Source organism: Nonomuraea mesophila, from assembly GCF_004352805.1.
GTDB classification, from domain to species: domain Bacteria; phylum Actinomycetota; class Actinomycetes; order Streptosporangiales; family Streptosporangiaceae; genus Nonomuraea; species Nonomuraea longispora.
In genome coordinates this window covers 93,393-118,684 of sequence record NZ_SMLD01000009.1, presented here as the reverse complement: position 1 = coordinate 118,684, position 25,292 = coordinate 93,393, and the positions used below count along the sequence as shown (strand labels likewise).

Annotated in this window: 29 protein-coding genes; 9 read left to right on the top strand and 20 right to left on the bottom strand. The window is 72.0% G+C overall.

Annotated elements, in window-relative coordinates; translation table 11 throughout:
* Nucleotides 1-19: 19 nt before the first annotated feature.
* The 4 genes from E1295_RS05830 to E1295_RS05815 form a co-directional block, all read right to left on the bottom strand.
* Nucleotides 20-889 carry an alpha/beta fold hydrolase gene (locus E1295_RS05830; RefSeq protein WP_132628621.1) on the bottom strand — a complete coding sequence of 290 codons (870 nt, stop codon included), beginning with the start codon at nucleotides 887-889 and terminating at the stop codon, nucleotides 20-22.
* A gap of 222 nt (nucleotides 890-1,111) precedes the next feature.
* Complete coding sequence (locus tag E1295_RS05825; RefSeq protein ID WP_132628620.1) at nucleotides 1,112-1,756, bottom strand: PadR family transcriptional regulator; 645 nt, start codon at nucleotides 1,754-1,756, stop codon at nucleotides 1,112-1,114.
* Between the two features lie 56 nt (nucleotides 1,757-1,812).
* Entirely contained in the window at nucleotides 1,813-2,538 is a 726-nt protein-coding gene (locus E1295_RS05820; RefSeq protein ID WP_132628619.1) for a TetR/AcrR family transcriptional regulator, read from the bottom strand.
* Nucleotides 2,539-2,678: 140 nt separating this feature from the next.
* Complete coding sequence (locus E1295_RS05815) at nucleotides 2,679-2,960, bottom strand: DUF3040 domain-containing protein (RefSeq protein WP_132628618.1); 282 nt, start codon at nucleotides 2,958-2,960, stop codon at nucleotides 2,679-2,681.
* Between the two features lie 134 nt (nucleotides 2,961-3,094).
* On the opposite strand from E1295_RS05815, the gene E1295_RS05810 reads away from it, so the two are divergent.
* Nucleotides 3,095-4,126 (top strand): Rv2578c family radical SAM protein, encoded by a 1,032-nt coding sequence (locus tag E1295_RS05810; protein ID WP_132628617.1) that lies wholly within the window; start codon nucleotides 3,095-3,097, stop codon nucleotides 4,124-4,126.
* Between the two features lie 116 nt (nucleotides 4,127-4,242).
* On the opposite strand, the gene E1295_RS05805 is transcribed toward E1295_RS05810, so the two are convergent.
* Nucleotides 4,243-4,821 carry a helix-turn-helix domain-containing protein gene (locus E1295_RS05805; RefSeq protein ID WP_132628616.1) on the bottom strand — a complete coding sequence of 193 codons (579 nt, stop codon included), beginning with the start codon at nucleotides 4,819-4,821 and terminating at the stop codon, nucleotides 4,243-4,245.
* Between the two features lie 132 nt (nucleotides 4,822-4,953).
* Here E1295_RS05805 and E1295_RS05800 point away from each other — a divergent pair, with 132 nt between their 5' ends.
* The 4 genes from E1295_RS05800 to E1295_RS51745 all read left to right on the top strand — a co-directional run bounded on the left by E1295_RS05800 (nucleotide 4,954) and on the right by E1295_RS51745 (nucleotide 8,411).
* Complete coding sequence (locus E1295_RS05800; protein ID WP_132628615.1) at nucleotides 4,954-5,637, top strand: SAM-dependent methyltransferase; 684 nt, start codon at nucleotides 4,954-4,956, stop codon at nucleotides 5,635-5,637.
* A 3-nt stretch (nucleotides 5,638-5,640) separates the two neighbouring features.
* Nucleotides 5,641-6,150 (top strand): DinB family protein, encoded by a 510-nt coding sequence (locus tag E1295_RS05795; protein WP_132628614.1) that lies wholly within the window; start codon nucleotides 5,641-5,643, stop codon nucleotides 6,148-6,150.
* A gap of 168 nt (nucleotides 6,151-6,318) precedes the next feature.
* Nucleotides 6,319-8,199, top strand: a complete 1,881-nt coding sequence (locus E1295_RS05790) for an elongation factor G (protein ID WP_132628613.1) — start codon at nucleotides 6,319-6,321, stop codon at nucleotides 8,197-8,199.
* 89 nt (nucleotides 8,200-8,288) lie between these two features.
* A complete protein-coding gene (locus tag E1295_RS51745) occupies nucleotides 8,289-8,411 on the top strand; it encodes a hypothetical protein (protein WP_281284718.1) in 123 nt (40 codons plus the stop codon).
* Nucleotides 8,412-8,438: 27 nt separating this feature from the next.
* On the opposite strand, the gene E1295_RS05785 is transcribed toward E1295_RS51745, so the two are convergent.
* The gene (locus tag E1295_RS05785; protein WP_132628612.1) at nucleotides 8,439-8,618 is read right to left on the bottom strand and encodes a hypothetical protein; all 180 of its coding nucleotides are present in this window, start codon (nucleotides 8,616-8,618) and stop codon (nucleotides 8,439-8,441) included.
* Between the two features lie 174 nt (nucleotides 8,619-8,792).
* On the opposite strand from E1295_RS05785, the gene E1295_RS05780 reads away from it, so the two are divergent.
* Complete coding sequence (locus tag E1295_RS05780; RefSeq protein WP_246079867.1) at nucleotides 8,793-10,289, top strand: glycosyltransferase family 4 protein; 1,497 nt, start codon at nucleotides 8,793-8,795, stop codon at nucleotides 10,287-10,289.
* On the opposite strand, the gene E1295_RS05775 is transcribed toward E1295_RS05780, so the two are convergent.
* From E1295_RS05775 to E1295_RS05765, 3 genes are all read right to left on the bottom strand, one after another.
* Nucleotides 10,270-11,190 (bottom strand): S1C family serine protease, encoded by a 921-nt coding sequence (locus E1295_RS05775; protein WP_132628611.1) that lies wholly within the window; start codon nucleotides 11,188-11,190, stop codon nucleotides 10,270-10,272. The genes E1295_RS05780 and E1295_RS05775 overlap by 20 nt on opposite strands.
* 75 nt (nucleotides 11,191-11,265) lie before the next feature.
* A complete protein-coding gene (crcB, locus tag E1295_RS05770) occupies nucleotides 11,266-11,622 on the bottom strand; it encodes a fluoride efflux transporter CrcB (protein WP_132628610.1) in 357 nt (118 codons plus the stop codon).
* A 70-nt stretch (nucleotides 11,623-11,692) separates the two neighbouring features.
* Nucleotides 11,693-12,154 (bottom strand): fluoride efflux transporter FluC, encoded by a 462-nt coding sequence (locus E1295_RS05765; protein ID WP_132628609.1) that lies wholly within the window; start codon nucleotides 12,152-12,154, stop codon nucleotides 11,693-11,695.
* Between the two features lie 74 nt (nucleotides 12,155-12,228).
* On the opposite strand from E1295_RS05765, the gene E1295_RS05760 reads away from it, so the two are divergent.
* Nucleotides 12,229-12,942 carry an HNH endonuclease family protein gene (locus tag E1295_RS05760; protein WP_132628608.1) on the top strand — a complete coding sequence of 238 codons (714 nt, stop codon included), beginning with the start codon at nucleotides 12,229-12,231 and terminating at the stop codon, nucleotides 12,940-12,942.
* 3 nt (nucleotides 12,943-12,945) lie between these two features.
* On the opposite strand, the gene E1295_RS05755 is transcribed toward E1295_RS05760, so the two are convergent.
* Entirely contained in the window at nucleotides 12,946-13,776 is an 831-nt protein-coding gene (locus E1295_RS05755; protein ID WP_132628607.1) for an SGNH/GDSL hydrolase family protein, read from the bottom strand.
* Nucleotides 13,777-13,994: 218 nt separating this feature from the next.
* Here E1295_RS05755 and E1295_RS05750 point away from each other — a divergent pair, with 218 nt between their 5' ends.
* Nucleotides 13,995-15,224 (top strand): isochorismate synthase, encoded by a 1,230-nt coding sequence (locus tag E1295_RS05750; protein WP_132628606.1) that lies wholly within the window; start codon nucleotides 13,995-13,997, stop codon nucleotides 15,222-15,224.
* Here the strand turns inward: E1295_RS05750 and E1295_RS05745 are convergent, their stop codons facing one another.
* The 6 genes from E1295_RS05745 to E1295_RS05720 form a co-directional block, all read right to left on the bottom strand.
* Nucleotides 15,225-15,845, bottom strand: a complete 621-nt coding sequence (locus E1295_RS05745) for a YigZ family protein (protein WP_246079866.1) — start codon at nucleotides 15,843-15,845, stop codon at nucleotides 15,225-15,227.
* Between the two features lie 26 nt (nucleotides 15,846-15,871).
* Nucleotides 15,872-17,146 (bottom strand): MFS transporter, encoded by a 1,275-nt coding sequence (locus E1295_RS05740; protein ID WP_132628604.1) that lies wholly within the window; start codon nucleotides 17,144-17,146, stop codon nucleotides 15,872-15,874.
* Nucleotides 17,146-17,727, bottom strand: a complete 582-nt coding sequence (locus E1295_RS05735) for an ArsR/SmtB family transcription factor (protein WP_132628603.1) — start codon at nucleotides 17,725-17,727, stop codon at nucleotides 17,146-17,148. The genes E1295_RS05740 and E1295_RS05735 overlap by 1 nt, the downstream gene beginning before the upstream one ends.
* A gap of 284 nt (nucleotides 17,728-18,011) precedes the next feature.
* Entirely contained in the window at nucleotides 18,012-18,767 is a 756-nt protein-coding gene (locus E1295_RS05730) for an ATP-binding cassette domain-containing protein (protein ID WP_132628602.1), read from the bottom strand.
* A complete protein-coding gene (locus tag E1295_RS05725) occupies nucleotides 18,764-19,804 on the bottom strand; it encodes an ABC transporter permease (protein ID WP_132628601.1) in 1,041 nt (346 codons plus the stop codon). Before E1295_RS05725 ends, E1295_RS05730 begins: the two co-directional genes overlap by 4 nt.
* A 22-nt stretch (nucleotides 19,805-19,826) precedes the next feature.
* Nucleotides 19,827-20,807 carry a sugar ABC transporter substrate-binding protein gene (locus E1295_RS05720; protein WP_220448553.1) on the bottom strand — a complete coding sequence of 327 codons (981 nt, stop codon included), beginning with the start codon at nucleotides 20,805-20,807 and terminating at the stop codon, nucleotides 19,827-19,829.
* Between the two features lie 121 nt (nucleotides 20,808-20,928).
* Between E1295_RS05720 and E1295_RS05715 the strand changes: the two genes are divergently transcribed.
* Nucleotides 20,929-21,534 carry an alpha/beta fold hydrolase gene (locus E1295_RS05715; RefSeq protein WP_220448552.1) on the top strand — a complete coding sequence of 202 codons (606 nt, stop codon included), beginning with the start codon at nucleotides 20,929-20,931 and terminating at the stop codon, nucleotides 21,532-21,534.
* Between the two features lie 70 nt (nucleotides 21,535-21,604).
* Here E1295_RS05715 and E1295_RS05710 read toward each other — a convergent pair whose 3' ends face one another.
* The 4 genes from E1295_RS05710 to E1295_RS05695 form a co-directional block, all read right to left on the bottom strand.
* Entirely contained in the window at nucleotides 21,605-21,841 is a 237-nt protein-coding gene (locus E1295_RS05710; protein WP_132628599.1) for a hypothetical protein, read from the bottom strand.
* A 14-nt stretch (nucleotides 21,842-21,855) separates the two neighbouring features.
* Nucleotides 21,856-23,193, bottom strand: a complete 1,338-nt coding sequence (locus E1295_RS05705; RefSeq protein ID WP_132628598.1) for a TRAP transporter large permease subunit — start codon at nucleotides 23,191-23,193, stop codon at nucleotides 21,856-21,858.
* A 67-nt stretch (nucleotides 23,194-23,260) separates the two neighbouring features.
* Nucleotides 23,261-24,100 (bottom strand): HpcH/HpaI aldolase/citrate lyase family protein, encoded by an 840-nt coding sequence (locus E1295_RS05700; RefSeq protein WP_132628597.1) that lies wholly within the window; start codon nucleotides 24,098-24,100, stop codon nucleotides 23,261-23,263.
* Entirely contained in the window at nucleotides 24,097-25,284 is a 1,188-nt protein-coding gene (locus tag E1295_RS05695) for a CaiB/BaiF CoA transferase family protein (protein WP_132628596.1), read from the bottom strand. The genes E1295_RS05700 and E1295_RS05695 overlap by 4 nt, the downstream gene beginning before the upstream one ends.
* Between the last annotated feature and the right edge of the window lie 8 nt (nucleotides 25,285-25,292).

The following is a 25,292-nucleotide window of genomic DNA, read 5'->3' as shown; positions in this document are numbered from 1 at the left end:
GGGTGGCGGGTCGCGGGGCTCAGGTGAGGAACGCGCGGATCTCGGCGGCCACGCGCTCCGGCCGCCCCCGCTGGCGGGTGTTGCCGGTGGCGCTGTGGCCGAGGCCCGCCATCTCCACCCGCCGAGCGCGCGGCAGCACCCGGTGCAGCGCGTCGAGCGCCGTACGCAGGTAGGCCGGGCTCTTGGCGCCGCCCACCAGCAGCACCTCGGCCCCCACCGAGCGGTAGGCGACAGGCTCGCCGGCCGTGGCTGTCTCCGCCACCACCTGGACGTCGTAGTGCAGGGTCGGGGCCAGTTCGCCGAACGTCGGCTCCCCGTCAGCCCCGGACTTCTCCTGCCCCTTCTGCGCCAGCACGGTGAGCCGCTCCAGCAGGAACCGCGGCAACCTCAAGAAGATCGGCGGCCCCATGCGGGTGGCCCGCATGCCGGTGACCAGCGCCGCCGCCGTGTCCCCCGCGGCGAGCTCGCGGTCGAAGCGGGGCAGCCAGTCCGTCGGGTTGGAGCCGGCGATGTCCAGCGGGGGCTCGAAGAGCACGATCTTGTCGAGGGCCGGGCGGGTGAGCGCCGTGCGCAGCGTGATGATGGCGCCCGAGCTGATGCCGACGGCGTAGCGGGCGCCGGTCGCCGCGAGCAAAGCGTCGAGGTCCTCGATTTCCCGCTCGACGCTGTACGCGCGGCCGTACGGGCCGCTTCCGCCGCGCCCGCGACGGTCGGGCAGGTAGCAGGTGAAGTCGTCCGACAGTGCCTGGGCCAGCTCGATCTGGCTGCGCCCGACCTGCATGGCTCCGTGGACGATCACCAGGCCGGGGCCACGCCCGAGCCGGTGATAGCCGATCGTGGTGCCGTCCTTGGACGTCACGTCGCCGAGAGTGGTGCCGAGTGTCGTCATGCTGGGCTCCCATGGTGGGTTCGGTCCGTGAAGGGAGCCCGGCTATTGTTGCGAGTGCCATCTCGTGGCCGGGGTCCGCTTCGCGGCTCTGCGGTGCGAGGTCTCCCGGCGGCGGTGCTGCAACACCGCCGCCGGTTTTCTCGTGGTACGTCCCGTGCTCGCCGTGGCGGCCCGGGTCGCTCATGGTGCGCCCGCGACTTCGATCGCCGCGGCGCGGGTCGTTCAGTCGGTGCGGCCCCTTTCGGCGAGCTCCGCCACCTCCGCGGGCAGCCGGCCGGTCCGGTGATAGGCCCGCCACTGCTCCACGCCGGGGAACGTGCCCTTCTCCAGTTCCTCCAGCAGCGCGCGCACCCAGCGGGCCTGGGCCTCGCGCATCGCCAGCGCGTACTCCGACTCCAGGAGGAAGAGCCGGGGCAGCTCGCCACTCTGGTGTTCCAGCGCCCGCCGGTCGTCGCCGATCTGGCGCTCCAACCCGGAGAGCCGCTGCCGCAGCAGCTCCGCTACCTCGTCGGGCCCGAGGCCGCCCATCACCGACAGCCCGGCCTCGAACGCCGACGGCTCCCGCTCGGGGTCGGACAGCAGCTCGCGGGTCCAGTCGTCGGCCTCCTGACGGCCGGCGTCGGTGACGCGGTAGACCGTGCGCTCCGGCCTGGCGCCCTGCCGTTCGCTCTCCACGACCTCCAGCAGGCCATGTCTCTCCAGGTTGCGGACCACGGTGTAGAGGGAACCCCACTTGATCGGCATGTCCTGGTCCTTGCCGCGCGCCCGCAGGACCGAGGCCATCTCGTACGGGTGCATCGGCCGGTCGCCGACCGCAGTCAGCACGGCGAGCGCCAGAAGGTTGCCGACCCGTCGCCGCTTCGCCATCCCGCCTCCTTACTCGTAGACGAGTATACGTAGGCGAGTAAACGCTGTGAAGCCTCCTACGAGGACGGGGCCGGACCCTCGTAGTCGATGCCGAGTTTGGGTGCGAGCTCCCGCAGCCAGTCCTCGAAGACCGGCTCCAGGTCGGAGTAGGCGAAGCTCAGCTGGCCGAGCACTTCCATGCAGAGCAGGCCGTACAGCCTGATCCAGCACTCCAGGAAGACGTGCACCGCCTCCACCGGCATGTCCACGCCGGTCGAGTCCGCGTACAGACGCAGCTGGTCATGAATGGACGGATGCAGCTCCCCCGGCGCGGGAACCGGGAACGGGCGCTCCTTCCACAGCTCGGCGACCTCCTCGAGGAAGACCTGCTCGAAGCCGCGCCCGGCCAGCTCACGCGGCGAGTCGGGCCGCCGCTTGCTCGTGATCGGGCTGGCGAACACCCAGCCGAACTCCGCCGGATGCATGATCGCCCAGCCGCGCAGCGCCCGGCACGCCGCCAGCAGCCGGCTGCCGCGCCGGTCCGGGGGGCAGGAGTCGCGCGCCGCCTCCACCACGGCCGTCAGCTCACGGAAGAAGTCGGCGGTCACCGCGCCGACCAGCTCCTCGTGCCCGGAGAAGTAGTGGTAGAGCGCCGGGCCGCTCATCCCCATCTCCCTGGCCACCGCGTTGATCGTCACGGCGGCCGGGCCGCGCTCGATGAGCAGCTTGCGGGCGACGGCGCGGATCTCCGCCAGCGTCGCCTGCCTGACCCTGTCACGCCTGCTGGCGCCCTGCACGGCCATGGTCCCCTCCTCCTGGACACGACGGCGACATTCTAGGGCATCTACGTTTCCCTACTGCGGGTATGGGAACTTAGCGCCTCTAGCGACGGCACGTGTCACGCGCACCGCAGAGGAGGCCGGCAGGGATCAGCCGACAGGGATCAGAAGGCGGTCGTGAGAGCCAGAGCGGCGGCGGCGTCGAGGCGGAGCACCATGATCAGGAGGGTGGCGACGAGGGTCGCGATGAGCAGCCAGCTGATCAGGATGATCACGGTGGAGCGGCGTGGTCGGCGGGTGGGGCCCGGCGGGCGGCGGGTCTTCGACTCACTGCGACGGACCCGCTCGTTGAACGACTCGAGCCGAGCCACGAGTCGCGGGTCGTCGTCGACGAGGCGCTGCTCGATCTCTGCCAGCATCCGCTCCTCGTCCTGCGACCAGGCCATGGGCGCACCTCCCGAACGCAAGCTCTTCAGGCGTGTTTCTGCCCAACCATGAAGATCATTAGCCCCAGCCCGACCAGGTAATTGCCACCTCTTTCCGTTTGCGATCACGCTCGAATCTTTGTTCTAATCATGGCATGCGCTGGGACAACTTGCGCCTGGCCACGCCCGGTCAGGACGATCCGGCCGTGCCGCTGTTCGCTCGCGGCGCGGTCACCCGCACGTTCGACACGCCCGAGTTCAAGGGGATGACCTTCTACGAGATCCGGGCCCGATCCATCATCAACAAGGTGCCGGGGGCCAGCCGGGTGCCGTTCGAATACACGATCAACCCCTACCGGGGGTGCAGCCACCGCTGCGTCTACTGCTTCGCCAGGAAGACGCACGAATATCTGGACATGGACGCCGGGGCCGACTTCGACTCGAAGATCGTCGTCAAGGTCAACGCCGCGGAGCTGGCCCGCAAGGAGCTGGCCGCGCCCCGGTGGGGCGCTCACCACATCGCGATGGGCACCAACGTCGACTGCTACCAGCGGGCCGAGGGCCGCTACCGGCTGATGCGCGGCATCCTGGCCGCGCTGCGCGACGCCGCCAATCCGTTCTCCGTCCTCACCAAGGGCACGCTGATCCTGCGCGACCTCGACCTGCTGACCGAGGCCGCCGAGGTGACCGACGTGAGCACCGCCATCTCGGCCGGCTTCGTCGACACCGCGATGTGGCGGGCGGTCGAGGCGGGCACGCCGCATCCACGGCGACGACTGGAGACGTGCGCGACCCTCAACGACAACGGCATCGCCTGCGGCGTGCTGATGGCGCCGATCCTGCCCTACCTCACCGACTCCCCCGCCCAGCTGGAGTCCACGGTCAAGGAGATCGCCGCGTCGGGCGCCACCCACATCTCGCCCATCGTGCTGCACCTGCGGCCAGGGGCGCGCGAGTGGTGGATGGAGTGGCTCTCGCGCGAGCACCCACGGCTGGTGCCGCGCTACAGAGAGCTCTACGGCAGGGGCTCCTACGCGCCCAAGGCCTACCAGACGCGCGTGAACGGTCTGGTCAAGGAGCTGGCCGAGCGTCACGGCGTCGGCCGCGCCACTCCTGCAGCCGCCCGTCGCGTCCCGCCCCGGCGCCCTCCGGCCCCGGCCGGCCCCGAACAGCTCCGCCTCCTGTGAGCGTCACGGCGGGCGCCGTCCCGTCCTACGTGCTGCGGCGGTCAGCGTTGCGACGGCCCCTGCCGGTCCGACGTGCTGAGCCGGTCAGCGTTGTGACGGTCCCAACGTGCTGAGGGTCAGGGTTTTGATGGCCCCAGATGGGCGTGCTCCCCCTGCGGGCCGAACAGGGTGAGCAGCTCCGCGGGCCGGCTGTCGGCGCTGCCGATGTTGTGCGGAATGCGTGTGTCGAACTCCGCCGCCTCCCCCACGCCGAGCAGATATTCCTGTTCGCCGAGCACGAACCTGACCTTGCCGTTGAGGACGTAGAACCATTCGTACCCCTCGTGGGTCTGCAGTTTCCTCGTGACCGCCCGGCCGGCGGGTGGATAGACCACCTTGTACGCCTGGATGCCACCGGCCCGCCGGGTCAGCGGCACCAGCACCAGCCCGGATCGCCGCACGGGGCGCAGATGGATGCGCGGGTCGCCCGTGGGCGGCGCCGCGACGAGATCGTCGAGCGGCACTCCGTGCGCCCGGGCCAGCGGCAGCAGCTGCTCCAGGGTGGGGTGGAGCCTGCCGTTCTCGAGACGGGACAGCGTGCTCGCCGTGAGGCCGGTCTCGCCGGCCAGCTCCGCCAGCGTGGTGCCGCGTGCCCGGCGCAGGGCGCGCAGACGCGGCCCGACTCCGGCCAGTACGTCTTCTACGGGGTCGTCCATCCGTCGATGATGCAGATCCGCAACTTTTCTTGCAACTCCGAAACGGCGCTGGCGATGCTGTCCCTACCCCACCGGCGTCGCCGGCGCGTATCGGAGCGTGCCGGGCACGCCGGCCGACGAAGGGAACGTCTGATGGATTCCACCCGGCGCCACGGGCAAGCCCCCGGCGACGTCACGGGCGAGACGAACGGCCAGCACGCCGAGCTGTTCTGGGAGCGCCACTACCGCGCCCGGCGCGCCTGGGACGCCCGCGCCAACCCGCTGCTCACCGAGACCGCCGCGCCGCTGCGCCCCGGCGCCGCCCTGGACCTGGGCTGCGGCGCCGGAGGCGACACCCTCTGGCTCGCCCGGCGCGGCTGGCACGTCACCGCCGTGGACATCTCCACCACCGCCGTCGTACGAGTCCGGGAACGCGCCCGCGACCTCGGCGTCGCGGACCGCGTCGTCGCCGAACACCACGACCTGGCCAGGAGTTTCCCGGACGGCGAGTTCGATCTCGTCTCCGCCCACTACTTCCACACCCCGTTCCCGTTGCTGCGCGACCGTGTCTTGCGCACCGCCGCGCATGCCCTGCGTCCCGGAGGTCTGCTGCTGGTCGTCGACCACGGCTCCACCGCGCCCTGGTCGTGGAATCAGGACCCGGACGTCCGCTACCCCACGCCCGCCGAGATCGCCGCCGGACTCGGTCTCGATCCTGCGCGCTGGTCCGTCCTGCGCTCCGACACGCCGAGCCGCCGGGCGACCGGGCCCGCCGGTGAGAGCGCCACCGTCATCGACCACGTCCTGGTCGTCCGGCGAGCCACGGAAGCGGAGTGACGCATGCGGGGGGAACACGCGCGAGCTTCCAGGACGCGGGCGAAGGACACCCCGCCCCCGCGTACCGGCGCGGACGAGAAGGCCACCCTGCGGGGCTTTCTCGACTATCTGCGCGACGCGATCGCGGACAAGGTCATGGGGGTGCCGGAGCCGCAGGTGCGTACGGCCGCGGTGCCCTCGGGCACCACCCTTCTCGGCCTGCTCAGGCATCTGACGTTCGTCGAACGGTTCTCTTTCCTCGGCGAGGACGTCCCCGACTGGCGCGCGACCATGCGGCCGTCCCCGCGGGACACCGTGGACAGTGTGCTCGCCGGCTACCGGGCGGCGGTCCAGCAAGCGAACCAGGTCATCGACGCCTGCCCCGATCTGGCCCTTCCCACGCCGCGGCCCTCGCGCCCGGGGCCGGCGCCCTCGATGCGGTGGGTCCTGGTGCACATGATCGAGGAGACCGGCCGGCACGCGGGCCACGCCGACATCCTGCGCGAGCAGATCGACGGATCGACCGGCCGCTGACCCGCCCGCGCCAGGTGCGGGCCGGAAAATCACTGGAGCGGGCGGGGTACGCGGTGGCAGCATGGGCGCGCACGTACCCGCCGACGATCAGGAGCACAGAGATGCGGCGTCGCCCCGGAATCTCCCAGCGCCCCATTGGCACGAGAGTTCTCGAGGGCTCCACCGCACATGAACATCCTGAACATCGGCATTCTCGCGCACGTCGACGCGGGCAAGACCAGCCTCACTGAGCGGCTGCTGTTCGAGACCGGCGTGATCGGCCGGCTCGGCAGCGTCGACGACGGCAGCACCCAGACCGACACCGGCGACATCGAACGCCGCCGCGGCATCACCATCCGCACGGCGGTCGCCTCCTTCACCCTGGACGACCTGCGGGTCAACGTGGTGGACACGCCCGGCCACGCCGACTTCGTGGCCGAGGTCGAGCGGGCTCTCACCGTGCTCGACGGCGCCGTGCTGGTGCTGTCGGCCGTCGAGGGCGTCCAGCCGCACACCCGGGTCCTGATGAAGTCCCTGCGCCGGTTGCGCCTGCCCACGTTGATCTTCGTGAACAAGATCGACCGAGCCGGCGCGAGGGAGCGGGAGCTGCTGGCCGACATCCGGCGGCGGCTCTCACCGCACTGCGTCGCGCTCAACACCGTACGAGGCCTCGGCGGCCCGGCCGCCACGACGAGGCCCGTCGCCTCCGTGGAGGAGGCGTCCGAGATGCTGGCCGAGCGGGACGACGGGCTGCTGCGGCTTCTCGTGGACGGCAAGACGCCCGACGTCCAGCAGGTACGCGCGGCGCTGGCGCGGCAGTGCGCCGACGGGGTGGCTTATCCGGTGCTGTTCGGCTCCGCGCTGACCGGGCAGGGCGTCGGCGACCTGCTCGACGGCATCGGCCTGCTGCCCGCCACCCGCCGCTCTTCCGAGGGCGGCACGCATCGGGACGTGCGGGCGAGCGTGTTCGCGATCGAGCGGGCACCGTCGGGCGAGAAGGTGGCGTACGTGCGGATGCGCGCGGGTGTCCTGCGCGCCCGCGAGCAGCTGACCTTCCACCGAGGCGGCCACCGCGGCGGCCACCGAAGCGGGCACGAGTACACCGGACGCCTGACCTCGCTCACCGTCGTCGGCTCCCCGAGGCAGCGGCAGGCGGTGGCGGGCGACATCGTCAAGGTGCGGGGCGTGCCCGGGATCCGCGTCGGCGACCACCTGGGCGCGCGGGGGCCCGCCGGGCAGGCGCACTTCCCGCCGCCCGGCCTGGAGACCGTCGTACGCGCCCGCGTGCCCGGCCAGGAGCCGCGCCTGCACGCCGCCCTGCTCGCGCTGGCCGAGCAGGACCCGCTGATCGCCACCCGCACGCTGGCCGGTGGCGACACCTCGGTCCTGCTGTACGGGGAGGTGCAGAAGGAGGTCATCGGCGAGACCCTGGCCAGGGACTTCGGCGTGGAGGCCGACTTCGAGCCGAGCCGTCCCGTCTACTTCGAACGTCCCGCGGGCACCGGCGAGGCGGTCGAGGAGATTCAGCGCCGCGGTCCCAACCCGTTCATGGCCACGGTGGGCCTGCGGGTCGAACCGGCCGCCCCTGGCTCGGGGGTCACGTACGTCATGGAGGTCGATGCGGGTTCGCTGCCGGCGGCGTTCCACCGGGCGATCGAGGAGAGCGTGCGCTCGGCGTTGCACGCGGGCCCGCACGGCTGGCCGGTCACCGACGTCACGGTCAGGCTCACCAGGACCGGCTACAGCGCGCCGGAGACGGTCGCGGCCGACTTCCGCGGGCGTACGCCGCTCGTGTTGTCCGAGGCGCTGCGCCTCGCGGGCACCACGGTGTACGAGCCGTGCCACCGCTTCGAGGCGGAGGTGCCGCTGGAGGCGTTCGGCCCGGTCACCGGGAAGCTGGCGGTGCTGGGCGGCGTGCTGCGCGACACCCGGAGGCACGACGACACGTGGGTGCTGGCGGGGCAGATCCCGGCGGCCGCGGTGCACGAGGCGGAGCAGCGGCTGCCCGGCCTGACGCACGGCGAGGGCGTGTGGTGGTCGGAGCCGTCAGGTGACCGTCCCGCCAGATAGGCACTATGTCGGATTTCGTCGTTAGTTGGGTATTAACGCCCGTGGTGCACCAATAGGGGTGCACCACGTGCGTACACGGGGGGATTCCCATGGCTGACACGAAGAAGAAACCCGCGGCCAAGACCGGCAAGTCGAAGAAGCAGGCCATCAAGACGAGCAGGCAGGCCAAGGAGACGAAGAAGGAGACCAGGAAGGCTCCTGACGAGGAGTGACCCTGACGGGGCGGCGGGCGGCGGGGGTCACCCGCCCGCCGGGCCGGACACCATGCCGGACACCATGCCGGACACCATGCCGGACACCATGCCGGACACCATGCCGGACAGCCGGGGGAACCTCGCCTCGGCTGTCCTGTCGAACCGGGAACCGGGCGGGCGCATCGGGGGCGCGAGGGCCGTGTGACCTGGAAGATCATCCGACATAAGCCGCACGTGCAACCTTAGTCACCCATCTGGCGTCTAAAGATCATAGGCGGGGAAAGCGCACAGGGGATGAACAACGTGCACTCCGCCGAGGCGATGCAGGCCGGTGGCAGACGTTCGTGCCACCGGCCATGTGTGTTCGGAGTTGTTCCAGCCCTAAGGGGGATTCGTCAGGTGCGCGCATTGGCTCGCAAGGGCAAGTCGGCCGTGGTCAGGCTGTATCGGGGATACGACCGGCGCCGGGGCAGGAAGGCCCCGCCACCCACGACGCGGCAGATCCGTATCCTGCTGCTGCACGCCAACGGGATGGGCGGAACCATCAGGACGGTCTTCAACCTGGCGAGCTATCTCGCCCAGGAGCACGAGGTCGAGATCGTGAGCATCATCAAGGAGGCCGAGCACCCGTTCTTCCCCATTGATCCACGGGTGAAGTTCCGTTATCTGGACGACCGGCTCAAGCCCAGCCTCGACCCGTTACGCGCGATGTTGGCGAAGCTGCCGAGCCGGCTCATCCCCAAGGGCGAGTCGGCCTACCACCGCTTCACCCTGTGGACCGACCTTGTGCTCTCCCGTTACATCCGCTCGCTGGACACCGGCGTGCTCATGGGCACCCGTCCGGGGCTCAACCTCGTGACGGCCCAGTTAGCCAGGCCCGGTGTGATCACCATCGGGCAGGAGCACGTGGCGCTGCGCACTCAGCCGGAGCCGGTCCAGGAGCTCGTCAAGTGGCGCTATCGCCGCCTCGACGCCCTGGTCACCCTCACCAAGGCCGACCTGCGCGACTACAGGGAGATGCTGCCGAAGCAGCCGCGCAAGCTGGTCCGCATCCCCAACGCCGTGCCGCCGATGACGGGCGAGCCGGCGAAGCTCGACGCCAAGGTCGCCGTGGCGGTCGGGAGGATGACCCGCATCAAGGGCTTCCACCGGCTCATCACCGCCTGGCAGACCGTCGCCGCGGCGCATCCCGGCTGGAAACTGCGCATCTACGGCGCGGGGCCGCAAAAGGAGAGCCTGGCCCAGCAGGTCGAGGAGCTCGGCCTGCAGGACTGCGTGGAGTTGCCGGGGCCCACCACCGACGTGGGGGCGGCGCTGGAGCAGGCCTCGATCTACGTGCTCAGTTCCCGCCACGAGGGTTTCCCGATGACCATCCTGGAGGCCATGGCCAAGGGGCTGGCCATCGTGAGCTTCAACAGCCCGCACGGGCCCAAGGAGATGATCACGCACGAGGGCGACGGGCTGCTGGTCAAGCCGCGTACGAACGCCAACCTGGCATCCTCGATCATCCGCGTCATCGAGGACGAGAACCTGCGGCGGGACCTGGCCGCGCGTGCGCTGGAGACGGCGCGCGATTACGACCCCGACGTCATCGGCCAGAAGTGGGACAAACTGCTGGCCGGCCTGCTGGCCCGCCGCGCCGGCACACGCGCGCGCCGGAGCCCGGCCTCCGCGAACGCCACCCGGGAGGATGCCCAGGAGGATGCCCGGCACGACGCGGGCCCCGCCCAGGAAGACGCCCGGCACGACACGGGCGCCGGCCAGGACCCGCGGCACGATGAAGGGCCCGCCCAGGATGCCCGGCACGACGCGGAGGACGCCGTCGCGGCAGGGGACGCGCGCGAGCCGGTGCCCGCCCGGCCGGTGCCGGTCGAGGTCAGACCTCAGAGCCCGTGAGCTCCACCGGCTCGGCGATGACGTCGACGAGTGCGCCGTTGCGGTAGACGGTGATCGGCAGCGGCCTGCCGATCGCGTCGGTGAACATCAGCCGCTGCAGGCCCTGCGCGTCGGCCACCGGGCTGCGGCCGGCGCTCAGCACCAGGTCGCCCGCGCGCAGACCGGCCCGGTGCGCGGGCGAGCCCGGGACCACCTCGACCACGCGCAGCGCGCCGGACCGCCCGGTGCGCCGCCGCAGGTGCTCGGGCAGCGGCGCGGGCGAGGTCACCAGCCCGAGGAACGCCCGCCTGACCCGGCCGTCCCTGATCAGCGCGGCGATGATGGAGCGGGTGGTGTCGTTGATCGGCACGGCCAGCCCGACGCCGACCCCGGCGACCGCCGTGTTGATCCCGACGACCCGCGCCCGCGCGTCGGCCAGCGCGCCGCCGGAGTTGCCCGGGTTGAGCGCCGCATCGGTCTGGATCACGTCCTCGATGAGCCGTGACGCCGAACCGCTGCGCGCGGGCAGCGAGCGGCCGAGCCCGGACACGACCCCGGCGGTCACCGACCCGCTCAGCCCGAGGGGGTTGCCGACGGCCACCACGAGCTGACCGACGACGAGCTCGTCGCTGTCGCCCAGGTCGGCGGGCTCGGGCGTGGCCGTCTGCGCCCTGATCACCGCGAGGTCGGACAGCGGGTCGCGGCCGACGACGGTGAAGCCTCCCGACGTGCCGTCGGCGAACGCGACGGTGCCGGACCGGGAGGAGCCCACCACGTGCGCGTTGGTCAGCAGGAACCCGTCGGGGTTGAACACGACCGCCGAGCCGCTGCCCCTGCCGGCCCGCACACTGGCCACTTTCGGCAGCAACCCGGCCGCCACGGATGAGACGACGCGGGAGTAGGCGTCAAGGGGATCCGCCATCGTGCACTCCTTTGATTACAGGATTACACGATAACGTCGGAGCCGGCTCCGCGTGTTCCCCCCGGGAGCGCGCGCTCAGACGGCCTGCGCCAGGGCCACGCCGCAATAGGCCGCGCCCAGCCCCGCCAGCACGCTGGCCAGCGCGTTGGCCACCGCGTGGAGGCGCGCCCCCTCTTCCACGAGCCGGACCGTCTCGTACCCCAGGGTCGAGTACGTCGTCAGCGCCCCGCAGAACCCCGTACCGGCCAGCGCCATCACCCCGTCACCCGCGGGCAGCCCGGCCAGGAACCCCAGCACCAGCGACCCGGCCACGTTGACCGTCAGCGTCCCCCACGGGAAGACCGTGTCGTGGCGGGCCTGCACCGCCCGGTCCACCAGGTAGCGCAGCGGCGCCCCCACCGCCGCGCCCAGCACGACCAGCAGCACCGTCATCCCGCATCCGCCCCTCGCCGAGCCGCTCGCCGAGTCCCTCGCCAGGCCCCTCGCCGGGCGCCCACGGCCGTCACCCGCCCGCCCGCCTGACGCCGGCGATCCGGCGGGTCAGCCACATGCCCGCCGCCACGGCCGCCAGCGCCGCGGCCATCGTGGCCACCAGGTAGGCCAGCCCCGTCGCCGGAGCACCCGCCGCCACCGCCTGCCGTACGCCGTCCGCGTACGTCGAAAAGGTGGTGTAGCCGCCGAGCACCCCCACGCCCAGGAACGGCCGGACGAGCCGGTGGGCCCGCCGCACCTCCGTGATCACCACCATGAGCACCCCTATGAGCAGGCAGCCCGACACGTTCACCCAGAACGTCGCCCACGGGAAGTCCGCGGGACCTCCCGGCATGGCGCTCTGCACGCCGTGCCGCGCGAGTGCCCCCAGCGCACCGCCGGCCGCGATCGCCGCCGGCACCGGCCAGCCCCCCTCGGCGCGCTGGGCGGGAACGTGCAGGTCGACATCCGGGTCGATCGGACGATCAGTCACGGAACTCTCCCCGTGTCGGCAGACCGGATGCCGGGAACCTCTCTAGACAACCTGGGAGCCGCACGGAGGACCGGTTGAGCACGAAGGACGCGATCGCCTTCCTCGCAGGAGCCGTCATCGTCGTTTCCCTCATCAACAGCGCCAAGACCGCGCCGGCCACCGCGGCCGGCCCGCTGGGCAACGTCAGCGGCACGCTGCCCGGCCTGGCACCCATCATCTCCGACGCCGAGAAGGCCGACGCACGCGCCCTCATCCAGCGTCTTCGCGTCAAGCGGCTGGGCCCCGGCACCGGATACCGGCGCACCAGGTACGGCGAGAACTGGGCCGACGACGCCGTGGGGGTGCCGTACGCGCGCAACGGCTGCCGCACCCGTGACGACCTGCTGGCCCGCGACGGCCGCGACGTGGCCTACCGGGCGGGCTCCAGCTGCGTGGTGGTCTCCATGAGGCTGACCGACCCCTACACCGGCCGGGTCATCCACTGGCGCAAGTCCGACGCCGACGAGGTGCAGGTCGACCACGTGGTGCCGCTCAACTACGGCTGGCGCATGGGCGCGCCGCGCTGGCCGATGACCAAACGGCTCGACTTCGCCAACGACCCGCTCAACCTGCTGCCCGTGTACGGCGGCGCCAACGAGGACAAGGACGCCTCCGGCCCCTCGCGCTGGCTGCCGCCGCGCCGGGTCATCCGCTGCGCCTACGTCACCCGCTTCGCGCAGGTCGCGCTGAAGTACGACGTCCCCGTCACCCGTGCGGACAAGAAGGTCATGCTCGCCCAGTGCCGGTGACGGCTACCGGGGGTCGAGCCAGTCGAAGCCGTGCGCGTACGTCTGCTCGGCCAGCACCCGCTGCCCGGCCGTGCTCGGGTGGAAGTAGTCCCACTTGCTGACGTGGTCGAGGGTGAAGGGGAAGGAGAACACCGCGCCTCCGTCGGTGCGGCAGGAGGGCCCGTACGCGGCGCACGCCCTGGCCGCCTCGCGGTTGTAGGCCATCACCCGCTCCCGCACCCTGGACCTGCGCTGCTTGTCGGCCCGCTTGGCCGACCTGGGCTTGGCCAGCATCGTCTGGCAGATGCGGCCCAGCGTCCAGAACGAGCGGGCCAGCGGGTTGTCCTTGCCCGCGCGCCACAACCGCCGCAGGTCGGGGATGCTGGCGAAGAACACCCGGGCGCCGGGCATCCCGGACCGCAGCTCCTGCAGCGCCCGGTCCAGCCGGGCGCGGTAGGTCGACACGGGGGTCATCGCCTGCTCGGTGCGTACGCAGGCGTCCTGGGCTCCGATGAGGATCGTCACGTAGTCGGCCTTGGCCTCGACCGCCTTCTTCACCTGGCCGAGCAGGTCGGCGCTGGTCGACCCGGGGACGGCGAAGTTGAGGTTGTGGAGCGTTCCAGACAACCGCGACAGGCGCAGGTAGTGGCTGGACACCTCGCGGTTGTCGCCCGACGACCAGGAGCGTGAGGGGCAGGAGACGTACAGGCCGCAGGCGTTGAACCCGGTGGAGATCGAGTCGCCGAGCGCGGCCATGATCTCGGGCACGGGCTGGACGGAGACGGCGCGTGCGGCGCCGGAGCCGGAGAGGACGACCACGGCGGCGAGGGAGGCGGAGCCCAGACGAGCGATCATGGCCCCCAAAGTAGGGAGTAGATCACGGGTGTCCTATGACGTCAGGGCGAGGTCTGCCATTTCAGGACCGACTTCATATCGCCGCTTGACAGGTCCGCAGGGGTCAAGGTGTGGCGGAATCCCCCGTGCGTGCGGTTTCATCCGGGTTCAATGTCCATAACCTCACATTCACGGGGGTCCGAGTCGAACATGTTCAGTTCCCGCATAGAGTGTCTCGGGTGAGTGTCGCGCTCGGAACAACCCGCCCGCTACCGGTTCGCACCACCCCTGTCGGCGACCCCGGTGACCTGCTGGCTTCCCTGCCCAGGACGGCACCTTACGCCTGGGTCAGAAACGGCGAGGGCCTGGTCGGCTGGGGCGAGGCCGCCCGGGTCACCGTGCCCCCGGGCCCGGGCAGGTTCGCCTGGGCCCGCGAGTGGCTGGCCACCGTCCTCGGCGACGCCCACATCGACGCCCACATCGACGACGCCGTACGCGGCCCTGTCGCCTTCGGCAGCTTCACCTTCGACGAGGACGCCCGCGGCTCCGTCCTCGTCGTCCCGCGCGCGGTGCTCGCCCGGCGCGACGGGCACGCCTGGCTCACCACGATCGGCGAGGCGCCGCTGGAGACGTACGCCCCCGTCCGCGACCCCGGCCGCATCAGCTACGGCGACGGCAGCCTGAGCGCCCCCGAGTGGGAACACGTCGTCGCCCGCGCCGCCCGGCGCATCCGCGACGGCGAACTGGAGAAGGTGGTGCTGGCCCGCGACCTGCTCGCCACCGCGGAGCGGCCCATCGACGTGCGGCTGCTGCTCACCCGGCTGGCGCGGCGCTACCCCGAGTGCTACACGTTCTCCGTGGCGGGGCTGGTGGGGGCCACTCCCGAGCTGCTGATCCGGCGCACGGGCCAGGAGATCGAGTCGCTGGTGCTGGCCGGCACGACGCCGCGCGGCACCGGTCCCGCCGACGACCTCGCGCGGGGCGCCGCGCTGTTCGCCTCGGCGAAGGACCGCCACGAGCACGAGTGCGCGATCGCCTCCGTACGCGACACGCTGGCGCCGCTGTGCTCGGCGCTGATGACCCCCGACGAACCCGAGCTGCTGATGTTGCCCAACGTCCAGCACCTGGCCAGTCACGTCACCGGCCGGCTGGCCGACGGGGCGTCGGTGCTCGACGTGGTCGCCGCCATGCACCCGACGGCGGCCGTCGGAGGCACGCCCACCGGCACCGCCATCAAGGTCATCCGCGAGCTGGAGGGCATGGACCGCGCCGGTTACGCCGGTCCCGTCGGATGGATCGACGCCAACGGCGACGGCGAGTGGGGCATCGCGCTGCGCTCGGGGCTCGTGCAGGGGCGTCGGGCGAGGTTGTTCGCGGGCGGCGGCATCATGGGCGACTCCGACCCGGCCGCCGAGCTGGCCGAGGCCCAGGCGAAGTTCCGCGTCATGCAGTATGCCCTGGAGGGCTGATCACTGCGGCACGTGCAGGTCCTCGCCCACCGACACGCGGGCCCGGCCGGCCGTCAGCCCGGCCACCCAGTCGGTGAACGCCGCCACCTCTCCGGCGTCCACCGCCACGGCGAAGGTCACCTCTCCCGCGTACGACACGTCCTGCACCAGGTGGCGTGAGGCGCGCAGGTCGTTCTCCACCCGGCCGGCCTGGTCGTGGGCGACCGCCACGCGCACCAGCCTGGCCGGCACCATCCGCACCGGCTCGGCCCGGTCGAGGGTCTCGGTCACCGCCGAGCCGTAGGCCCGCACCAGCCCGCCCGCGCCCAGCAGCGTGCCGCCGAAATAGCGGGTCACCACCGCCACCACGTCGCTGAACCCCCTGCCCACCAGCGCCTGCACCATGGGCGTGCCCGCGGTGCCGCCCGGCTCGCCGTCGTCGTCGCCCTTCTGGACGCGCTCGCCGATGACGTAGGCCGTGCAGTTGTGGGTGGCGGACGGGTGCTTCTGCCGGCGCTCGGCGATGAAGGCCGCCGCCTGCTCGACCGTGCGCGCCGGCGCCAGCGCGCAGATGAACCGCGATCGCCGCGCCTCGGTCTCGTGCTCGACGGGGGTGGTGATGGTCAGGTACGGCGCAGGCACATCCCCCAGCGTATTGCCCCGCGGCCTCACCCCCGATCCCCGGCGTCCTGCTCCGCCGCCACGGCGGGCGGCCCGTGACCGCGCTGCCGGTCCATCTCCCGCCATTCGCGCCGCAGCCCTGTCAGGCTGGTGGTGAGCCCGTACGCGGACCCGGAGGCCAGCAGGGTCGGCGCCAGCCCGGCCGCGGCGACCGCGACCCCGCCCAGCAGACCGCCCAGCGGGATTCCGGCCCAGGCCAGCGACGTCTGCAGGGCGTTCACCCGGCCGAGCAGGGGCCGTGGCACCCGCTCGTACGAGATCGCCCCCAGGATGGGGTTGAGGAACCCGCCGGCGAGCCCGCCGACCGCGAACACCGCCACGATGGCGGGCAACGGCAGGTCGGTGGCGAGGATGAGGAATCTCGGCGGTCCGGCGATCAGGAACGCGACGAAGAACACCGGCCTGCGCCGCATGCGGTGCGCGACCGCCGCGGCGACCAGACTGCCGCCGGCGGCGGTCGCCCCCATCACGGCGCTGTTCAGGCCGAGGGCCGCGGGGCCGTGGCCGGACTCCTTGGCCCACACGGGCGCGAGCACCTGGCTGAAGGCCGCGTCGAGCAGGTTGGTGATGCCGACCATGAAGGCCACGGCGAGGAGCAGCGGCTCGCCGCGCAGGAACGCGAAGCCATGGCCGAAACGCCGCCAGTACCCCTCCTCGTCCTGCTCGGCCGGCGCGCGGTGTCCCATGCCGCGCGGCAGCGCCCACGCCACCAGCATGGACCCGAGCGCGAAACACGCGGCGCTGACCACCAGGCTCGTCATCGCGCCGGCCAGCGCCACGACCGCACCGCCGGCCGCCGGCCCGGCCGTCTGCGCCAGGCGGTCCGTCACGCCCATGAGCCCGGCGGCCCGCTCCAGCGGCACCCGCCCGCGCTCGGCCGCCTCCGGGACCATGACCTGTTTCGCCAGATCTCCAGGCCCCCGGGCCGCACCGATCACCGCCACCAGCGCGATCAGCGCGCCGAGCGGCAGGAGACCGAGCCCGTGGAGCAGGACCACCGCCCCGGCGGTGGAGGCGCTCACCAGGTCGGTGACCCACGAGATCCGGCGCGGCCCCCGGTCGACCATCGGCCCGGTCAGCGCCTTGGCCAGCACGTACGGCGCCATCTCCGCGAACGCCACCAGGCCCGTCTGGGCCGCGCTGCCCGTGGACTCCAGCACGAACCAGGGCAGCGCGATGGCCGACACGCGCGTCGCGGTCAGTGACACGGTCACAGCGGCGAGCAGCCCGGTCAGCGGGCGTAAGGACGCACGCCCTCTCATCAGGTCTCCTCCGGCGGTTCGGGGAGCAGCTCGGTGATCAGCGAGACGCGCGCCGAGCCTTCGGGCGCGATCGCACCGGGCTCGTCCTGCCGGTAGCGGGCGATGACCGCGCCCAGTTCCTCGCGCAACCGCTGGCCCTCTTCCGGGGTGAGGCGCAGCGCGAACGAGCTGAGGTCGAGCACGTGCCGCCACTCCCCCGGCATGGTCTGCATCTCGTTGAGTGCCCGCTGGGTGCGCAGGTTGTAGAGGGCGGCGATCGACTGCAGGTAGGCCAGCACCGCCTCCGGCTCCCGCTCCGCCAGTTCCTCGCCGGTCAGGCGGGTCGTGCGGTGGACCGAGCGCCACCAGCGCTCGCGCGCGTTGCCGCGCTCGGTGTCCTCCTCGACGAAGCCCGCCGCGCCGAGCCTGCGCAGGTGGTAGCTGGCCGTGCCCGAGTTGACCCCCAGGCGCTCGGCCAGCCGGGTCGCGGTGGAGGGACCGTGCCGGCGCAGCAGGTCCACGAGCTGCACGCGAACCGGATGGGCCAGGGCCCGCAGGCCTTTGGCATCGAGGACGACCACGCCGTCCCTGGATTGCGTCATGCGGCGAGACTAAACCACCAACAGTTCTTCGCAAAGACTTCTTCGCGAAGAACTGTTTGCATTCGGCGCGGCCGGGCATGCGACGGCCGCCCGGCTCCAGGAGCTCGGGCGGCCGTCGCGCTGGGTAATAACGGGCCGTACAGGAGTGAGCGCCACCGTACGACGCCGGGCGCCTTTACGTTGTAGATCAATCGATCCCCCGATGGCACGAGTCGCACCTATGGGGTCCCTGCCCGGTCGGTACATTTGGAGAATCGCCCGAATCGGTCAAATGTCGCCCAAAGTCACTCCCGTTCCAGCTCGTGGGCGAGTTCCTCCAGCTCCGCCCCGCCGGACATGAGCGTGGTCAGCTCCTGCGTGGTGATCTCGCCCTTGGCGTACTCGCCGAGGCTCGTGCCCCGGTTGAGCAGCAGGAAGCGGTCGCCCACCGGGTAGGCGTGGTGCGGGTTGTGGGTGATGAAGACCACGCCGAGGCCCCGGTCGCGGGCTCTGGCGATGTAGCGCAGCACCACGCCGGCCTGTTTGACGCCCAGCGCCGAGGTCGGCTCGTCGAGGATGAGCACGCGGGCGCCGAAGTACACGGCCCTGGCGATGGCCACCGACTGCCGCTCACCGCCGGACAGCGTGCCGACCGGCTGGTCCACGTCGCGGATGTCGATGCCCATGGCCCGCAGTTCCTCGCGCGCCACCCGCCGGGCCTTGGCCACGTCGAAGGCCAGGCCCTTGCGCGGCTCCGAGCCGAGGAAGAAGTTGCGCCACACCGACATGAGCGGGATCATCGCCAGGTCCTGGTAGACGGTGGCGATGCCGCGGTCGAGCGCCTCGCGCGGGCTGGCGAAGCTCACCTCCGCCCCGTCGACCAGCAGCGTGCCCGCGTCGTGCCGGTGCACACCGGACAGGATCTTGATGAGCGTCGACTTGCCCGCGCCGTTGTCGCCGAGCACGCAGGTGACCTGGCCGGCCGTCACGCCCATCGACACCTCGCGCAGCGCCAGCACCGAGCCGAACGTCTTGCCGATGCCGCGGGTCTCCAGAATCAATGTCGCACCTCCTCGGCGTACCGCCGCACGAGACGGTTGGCCAGCGTCGCCAGCAGCAGCATCGCGCCGAGGAAGAACTTGAACCAGTCGGCGTCCCAGCCCAGGAACACGATGCCCTTGTCGGCCATGCCGAAGATGACCGCGCCGATGGCGGCCCCGACGGCCGAGCCGTACCCGCCCGTGAGCAGGCAGCCGCCGATCACGGCCGCGATGATGTAGATGAACTCCTGCCCGATGCCGATGTTGGCCTGCACGGACGTGTAGCGCAGCGCCATGATCGAGCCCACCAGCCAGGCCGCGAACGCCGTGGTCATGAACAACGCGATCTTCGTCCGCGCGGCCGGCACGCCGACGTTGCGGGCGGCCTGCTCGTTGCCGCCCACCGCGAAGATCCAGTTGCCGGCTCTGGAGCGCATGAGCACCCAGGTGGCCACCGCGGTCACCAGGATCCACCACAGGATCGCCACCCGGAACGAGGTGCCGCCGATCTCGATCGTGCCCGCGAAGACCGCGGCCGCGCCCTCGAACCCGTCGGCCCTGCGCAGCCCGCTGACCTGCACCGTCCCGGTGATGGCCTTGGTGACGCCGAGGTTGATCCCCTGCAGCATGAGGAACGTGCCCAGAGTGACGATGAAGCTGGGCAGCCGCGTCCTGGTGACGACCATCCCGTTGGCGAACCCCACGGCCAGCGCCACGACAAGGCCGGCCAGCATGGCCGCCCACACGTTGAAGCCGAACCGGGTGGCCAGCGTGACCAGGATCAGCCCGCTGGTGCCGGTCAGCACGCCGGCCGACAGGTCGAACTCGCCGCCGATCATCAGCAACGCCACCGCGACCGCCATGATGCCGAGGGTGGCGGCCGGGTCCAGCCAGTTGGCGATGCCGGCCGGCGAGCGGAAGACCGGCGACTGGGAGGCGAAGAACGCGAACACCGCGACCATGCCGACGACCGCGCCCAGTTCGGGCCTGATCAGCAGCCGCCGGACCCTTCCCACGTCGGCCATGCGGTCGTCGGCCCGGACCTGCGCGCCCGTCATGCGGCCTCCCCGGCGCACGGCGTCATCGGGTGCCCGCCTCGGCCAGCTTGGCCACCTGCTCGGCGTTGTCCTTGGTGACGAAGCCCGGCCCGGTGTTGACCGGCAGGCCGCCGCCGACGGTGTTGAGGTTGGTCCTGTACAGGTTCAGGAACGTGATCGGCAGGAACCCCTGCAGGTACTGCTGCTGGTCCACGGCGAACAGGATCTCGTCCGCCTTGATCGCGTCGACCACGTCGGCCGACAGGTCGAACGTGGCGAGCTTGGCCTGCGAGCCGGAGTCGGCGACGGCGTCCCTGGCGGCGATCGCGATGGCCGGGTTGAGCGCCAGCACGCCGTTGATCTGCTGGTCCGACTGGAGCTTCGCGGTGACCTTGGAGGTCACGTCGGCCAGGTTGCTGATGTCCACCTGCAGCCGCTCGACCGTGCCGCCGAGTGTCTCCTCCGCGCCCTTGCAGCGCTGGTCGAGGCCGACGTTGCCGGCCTCGTGGACGACGCAGACGAGCTTGGTGACGCCGGCCGCCTTGAGCTGCTCGCCCGCGCCGCGCCCGGCGACGTCCTCCGACTGGCCGACGTGCGTGAGGGCGCCGAAGGCCTTGGACGACTCCGCGCCCGAGTTGATCGTGACGACCGGGATCTTCGCCGCGACGGCCTTGCCGACGGCCTCCTTGAGCGCGTCGGGATTGGCCATCGAGACCACGATGCCGTCCACCTTCCCTGAGACGGCCTGGTCGATGAGCTGCGACTGTTTGGCGGGGTCGCCGTCGCCCTGGTAGGTGACCTGCACGCCGTACTGCTTGCCCGCGGCTTCCGCGCCGTTCTTGACCACGTCCCAGAAGGCGTCGCCGGGCGCTCCGTGGGTGATGACCGCGAAACTCGCATCACCGCCCCCGTCCGTGGCGGCGGACGAGGCGGGCGGGGCGCTCTCCCCGCCCTCCCCTCCCGAGGAACAACCTGTCATGACAAGCGCGCCCAGCAGGGCCAGCACGATCGGGGTACGTCTCACAGGACACCTCCAAGACCAACGGGCTAGCCACGGTTCTACCTCAATGTCAACACCATGTATAGACATACGGACCAATGCGGCGATCTTCTTCCTTTCGCGGCGGGCGCGGCACCGTCCGTGCTTGACTGGGCCGATGGACGCCGAGGCACCCCTGGCCAGGCACGCCGTCGTCATCCCCGGCGGAATGCACGGACCGCGGGCCGGCCTGCTCATGTACGCGGGCGAGGCGGTGGCCCGCTGGGGCGCGACCGTGGAGCTGATCGAATGGTCACCGCCGCAGGGGCTCTCCTTGGAGGAGCGGCCGGCGTGGGTGCGTGAGCAGGTGACGGCCGTCGCCGGCAGGCTGCCCGCGCCCCTGCTGATCGGCAAGTCGCTCGGCACGTTCGCGGCCTCCGTGGCGGCCGATCGGGGCCTGCCGGCCGTGTGGCTGACGCCGCTGCTGACGGTGCCGGCGTGCACGGACGCGCTGCGCCGGGCCACGGCGCCGTTCCTGCTCGTCGGCGGCACCGCGGACATCTTCTGGGACGGAGCGCTGGCGCGAGAGCTCACGCCGCACACGCTGGAGGTGGACGGCGCCGATCACGGCATGATGGTGCCGGGGCCGCTGCGCGGGAGCGCCGAGGTGCTGGGCCGGGTGACCACGGCCATCGAGACCTTCCTCGACCGCGTCGTCCGGTGTCCAGGCGTCTCACCCGGCCGCGCAGACCTTCCCGATCAGAGCGGATGAGCCGGACCCCGCGCGGACCCTTCCGAGGGCTCGAGGTCAGCGAGCGCACGGCCCGCCGGAGCCCGGCAGGCTAGTCCTCGCCGGGTTTCCAGCCGAACACGTACGCCATCACGAAGGCGAGCAGGCCGGTCGCCCCGGCCGCCACGGTCATCGCCAGGCCCAGCGCCGACACGACGCCGGAGACGAGGCCGGGGCTGCCGGCGATCAGGCCGGCCGCCTGGGTCAGCACGACGACGACCCCGAGCGCGAGGAACAGCACCAGGCCGATCTTGAACAGGACCATGGTCGTGGTCTTGACGGCGTTCACGTTGTGACTTCCTCTCAGATCGGCAGCGCGCCGGTGGCCACCAGCACGCCGATGACGAGGGTCGGGATGACGAACCAGACGATCAGCCGGACGAACGTCCTGGCCGGGTCGACCTGGGCGATGCCGCTGGCGATGTAGATGGGGGCGGCGCCGGGCGGGGAGGCCCCCTCGGTCGAGGCGAAGATCATGACGGCGGTGGCCGCGGCCGCGGGGTCCATCCCGGCGGCGGTCAGCGCGCTGAAGGCCACGCCGCCGACCGCGGCGATCGTCGCGGTGGAGGTCAGCGGCGCGGCCACGATCACGATCAGCAGGCCGACCAGGGTGGCGATGACCACGGCCGGGGCGTCGAGCGACTGCATGATCGCGGTCAGCTGTTCGACCAGGCCCAGCTCGCCCAGCGTGGCGGCGGCCGCGAAGGCGAAGAACAGCGTCGCGCCGATGACCGCGTACCTGGGGGCCAGGTCGGCGAGCAGTTCGCTCCAGGCGCGCCCGGTGCGCGGCAGCCGCCTCCAGGCCACCGCGAGGGTGACGAGTACCGTCAGCACGGGGATCCACACGACGATGCTGACGTCGTCGGCGGCCTCCCCCACCCTCGACTCCATGAGCTCGACGCCGAAGTCCAGGGTCATCAGCACCGGGATGACGATGCCCGCGTACACCAGCAGCGACGTCCACCCGGCTCGCAGCGCCGCCCGCAGCGGGACGATGTCGGCCGCGTCGGTGGCGGCGATCCCGTGCCGCCGCACCCACAGGAACACCAGCACGAACCGGTACGCCACCGTCCACAGCCCGCCGACGAGCGCGGGCACGAACAGCTGGTCGGCGGTCAGGACGGGCGCCACGGCCGCGGACCCGAGCAGCAGGAAGATCGACGAGCTCGGCGGGATCGAGATGCCGAGCCCGGCGTTGCCCGCCACCAGCGAGGCGGCCAGGTCGGGGCGCCAGCCCGACTTCGTCATCCATGGGATGGTCACCGACCCCACGGACGCGGCGATGCCGGACCCGGAGCCCGACGGCCCGCCGAGCAGGGCGGCCGCCGAGGTGGATACGTACCCGGCGCCGCCGCGCAGCCGGCCGAAGACCGAGTTCAGCACGGTGACCTGTTCCTGGATGAGCCCGAGCCGGGTGAGCAGGTAGCCCATGAACACGAACGCCAGCGCCGCGAAGACGACCTCCTCGGCCAGCGCCTCCGTGATGCCCGCCCAGGCCAGGCTGAAGAAGTCCGCGCCGCCGAACAGGCAGATGGCCACGAACCCGAGGAGCATCGCCTCACCGATGCCACGTTTCAGCACGCCGTTCCAGACGACGATGATGGCGATGTAGGCGACGAGCGCCCATACGGCGATTCCCATGGCGAAGTTCCTCCAGTGGGGGACGGTTCCACGCGCCCCGGCGGGCGGCGGGCGGGGTCCCGGGGGTTCAGCCGTCCGAGGACGGCGGGTCGGCGAGCCTGCGGGCCAGTGCCACGGTGCGGCGGGCCCTGGCGACGATCGGCGCGTCCACGAAACGGCCGTCGGGCAGCGCGATCGCGCCGGTGTCCGTCCGCTCGGCCCGTTCGGCGGCCTCGACGATCTCGGCGGCCCTGGCCACCTCGTCGTCGTCAGGGCGGAAGGCTCGCCTGATCACGGGGATCTGGCGGGGGTGGATCGCGGTCCTGCCGAACAGGCCGAGCGCGCGGCCGGCCCGGCAGGAGGCCAGCAGGCCGGCCTCGTCCCCGACGTGCGGGTGGACGGACATGGGCACCGGGGGCAGGCGGGCCGCGGCGGCGGCCAGCACGACCTGGAGCCTGAGGTGGTTCATGGCGTGCTCGTCGGTGACGGCGAGCTCGGCGGCCAGGTCCTGCTCGCCGAGCGCGACGCCGGCGACACGCGGGTGGGCCGCGATCTCGCGGGCGGCGACGATTCCCGCCGCCGATTCGAGCAGCGCGTACGCGGGCGCTCCCGCCATCAGGTCGAGCACGGCGGGGGACTCGACCTTGGGCAGCCGTACGCCGTCGGCCAGTTCGCCGACCGCCTCCAGGTCGGCCCGGCCGCGCCCGGTCGACAGGTCGTTGACCCGGACGTGCACCCGCGGGCCGGACGGCTCGCCGGCGCGGGAGCGCAGGTAGGCGACGGCGTTGGCGCGGGCCTCGTCCTTGCGGGCGGGCGCGACCGCGTCCTCCAGGTCGAGGATCACCACGTCGGCCCCGGACGCGACCGCCTTGCCGAACCGCTCGGGACGGTCGCCGGGCACGTACAGCCAGGTCACGGGCGGGTTCACGCGATCACCCCGGCCTCGCGCAGCGCCGTGATCCGCTCGTCGGGGTAGTCGAGCTCGGCGAGCACCTCGTCGGTGTCCCTGCCCAGGGGCCGGCCGGGCCAGCGGATCTCGCCGGGCGTGTCCGACATGCGGAAGATCACGTTCTGCATGGTGACCGAGCCGAGTTCCTCGTCCGGCGCCTCCACGAACGTGTTGAGCGCCGCATACTGCGGATCGCGCGCGATGTCTGAGATGTCATAGATGGGCGCGACCGCGGCCTGCACCTCCTCGAAGCGGGCGATGACCTCGTCGGCGTCCCGCTCGGCGATCCACGAGGCGACCGCCTCGTCCAACTCGTCGACGTGCTGCACCCGTCCGTGCCCGCTGGCGAACCACGGCTGCTCGACCAGGTCGGGCCGCCCGACGAGGGTCATCACCCGTTCGGCGATGGGCTGGGCGCTGGTGGAGATGGCCAGCCAGCGGCCGTCGCGGGTGCGGTAGGTGTTGCGCGGGGCGTTGCTGGTGGAGCGGTTGCCGGTGCGCTCGGGCACGATCCCGAGGGCCTTGTACGCGCTCATCTGCGGCCCCAGCAGGCCGAGGATGGGCTCGATGATGGCCAGGTCGATGACCTGCCCGCGGCCGGTGCGCTCGCGGGCGTGCAGCGCCAGCATGATGGCGTACGACATGGCCAGGCCCGCGATGCCGTCGGCGAGGGCCAGCGGCGGCAGCGTGGGCGGGCCGTCGGGCTGGCCGGTCATGGCCGCGAACCCGCTCATGGCCTCGGCCAGTGTCCCGAACCCCGGCCGCGAGGACATCGGGCCGAACTGCCCGAAGCCGGTCATCCGCGCGACGATCAGCCGCGGGTTGGCCCGCAGGAGGTCATCGGGGGCGAGGTTCCAGCGTTCCAGGGTGCCGGGGCGGAAGTTCTCGATCAGTACGTCGGACCGCTCGGCCAGGCGGCGAAGGATCTCCTGCCCCTCGGCCCGCGACAGGTCGACGGCCGCGTTGCGCTTGTTGCGCGACAACGTCTTCCACCACAGCCCCACGCCGTCCACGGACGCGCCGTGCCCGCGTGAGGGGTCGCCGCGGCGGGGATGCTCGATCTTGATGACGTCGGCGCCGAAGTCGCCCAGCATCATCGCGGCGGAGGGACCGGCGAACAAGGTCGCCGCGTCGATGACCCGCAGGTCAGCGAGGCTTGTCATGGGAATGT

Bases quoted from the DNA above. Each gene is read 5' to 3' on its own strand.
- E1295_RS05830 (WP_132628621.1), bottom strand. From the start codon at position 889: ATGACGACACTCGGCACCACTCTCGGCGACGTGACGTCCAAGGACGGC.
- E1295_RS05825 (WP_132628620.1), bottom strand. From the start codon at position 1,756: ATGGCGAAGCGGCGACGGGTCGGCAACCTTCTGGCGCTCGCCGTGCTG.
- E1295_RS05820 (WP_132628619.1), bottom strand. From the start codon at position 2,538: ATGGCCGTGCAGGGCGCCAGCAGGCGTGACAGGGTCAGGCAGGCGACG.
- E1295_RS05815 (WP_132628618.1), bottom strand. From the start codon at position 2,960: ATGGCCTGGTCGCAGGACGAGGAGCGGATGCTGGCAGAGATCGAGCAG.
- E1295_RS05810 (WP_132628617.1), top strand. From the start codon at position 3,095: ATGCGCTGGGACAACTTGCGCCTGGCCACGCCCGGTCAGGACGATCCG.
- E1295_RS05805 (WP_132628616.1), bottom strand. From the start codon at position 4,821: ATGGACGACCCCGTAGAAGACGTACTGGCCGGAGTCGGGCCGCGTCTG.
- E1295_RS05800 (WP_132628615.1), top strand. From the start codon at position 4,954: ATGGATTCCACCCGGCGCCACGGGCAAGCCCCCGGCGACGTCACGGGC.
- E1295_RS05795 (WP_132628614.1), top strand. From the start codon at position 5,641: ATGCGGGGGGAACACGCGCGAGCTTCCAGGACGCGGGCGAAGGACACC.
- E1295_RS05790 (WP_132628613.1), top strand. From the start codon at position 6,319: ATGAACATCCTGAACATCGGCATTCTCGCGCACGTCGACGCGGGCAAG.
- E1295_RS51745 (WP_281284718.1), top strand. From the start codon at position 8,289: ATGGCTGACACGAAGAAGAAACCCGCGGCCAAGACCGGCAAGTCGAAG.
- E1295_RS05785 (WP_132628612.1), bottom strand. From the start codon at position 8,618: ATGTCGGATGATCTTCCAGGTCACACGGCCCTCGCGCCCCCGATGCGC.
- E1295_RS05775 (WP_132628611.1), bottom strand. From the start codon at position 11,190: ATGGCGGATCCCCTTGACGCCTACTCCCGCGTCGTCTCATCCGTGGCG.
- crcB (WP_132628610.1), bottom strand. From the start codon at position 11,622: ATGACGGTGCTGCTGGTCGTGCTGGGCGCGGCGGTGGGGGCGCCGCTG.
- E1295_RS05755 (WP_132628607.1), bottom strand. From the start codon at position 13,776: ATGATCGCTCGTCTGGGCTCCGCCTCCCTCGCCGCCGTGGTCGTCCTC.
- E1295_RS05740 (WP_132628604.1), bottom strand. From the start codon at position 17,146: ATGAGAGGGCGTGCGTCCTTACGCCCGCTGACCGGGCTGCTCGCCGCT.
- E1295_RS05735 (WP_132628603.1), bottom strand. From the start codon at position 17,727: ATGACGCAATCCAGGGACGGCGTGGTCGTCCTCGATGCCAAAGGCCTG.
- E1295_RS05725 (WP_132628601.1), bottom strand. From the start codon at position 19,804: ATGACGGGCGCGCAGGTCCGGGCCGACGACCGCATGGCCGACGTGGGA.
- E1295_RS05705 (WP_132628598.1), bottom strand. From the start codon at position 23,193: ATGGGAATCGCCGTATGGGCGCTCGTCGCCTACATCGCCATCATCGTC.
- E1295_RS05695 (WP_132628596.1), bottom strand. From the start codon at position 25,284: ATGACAAGCCTCGCTGACCTGCGGGTCATCGACGCGGCGACCTTGTTC.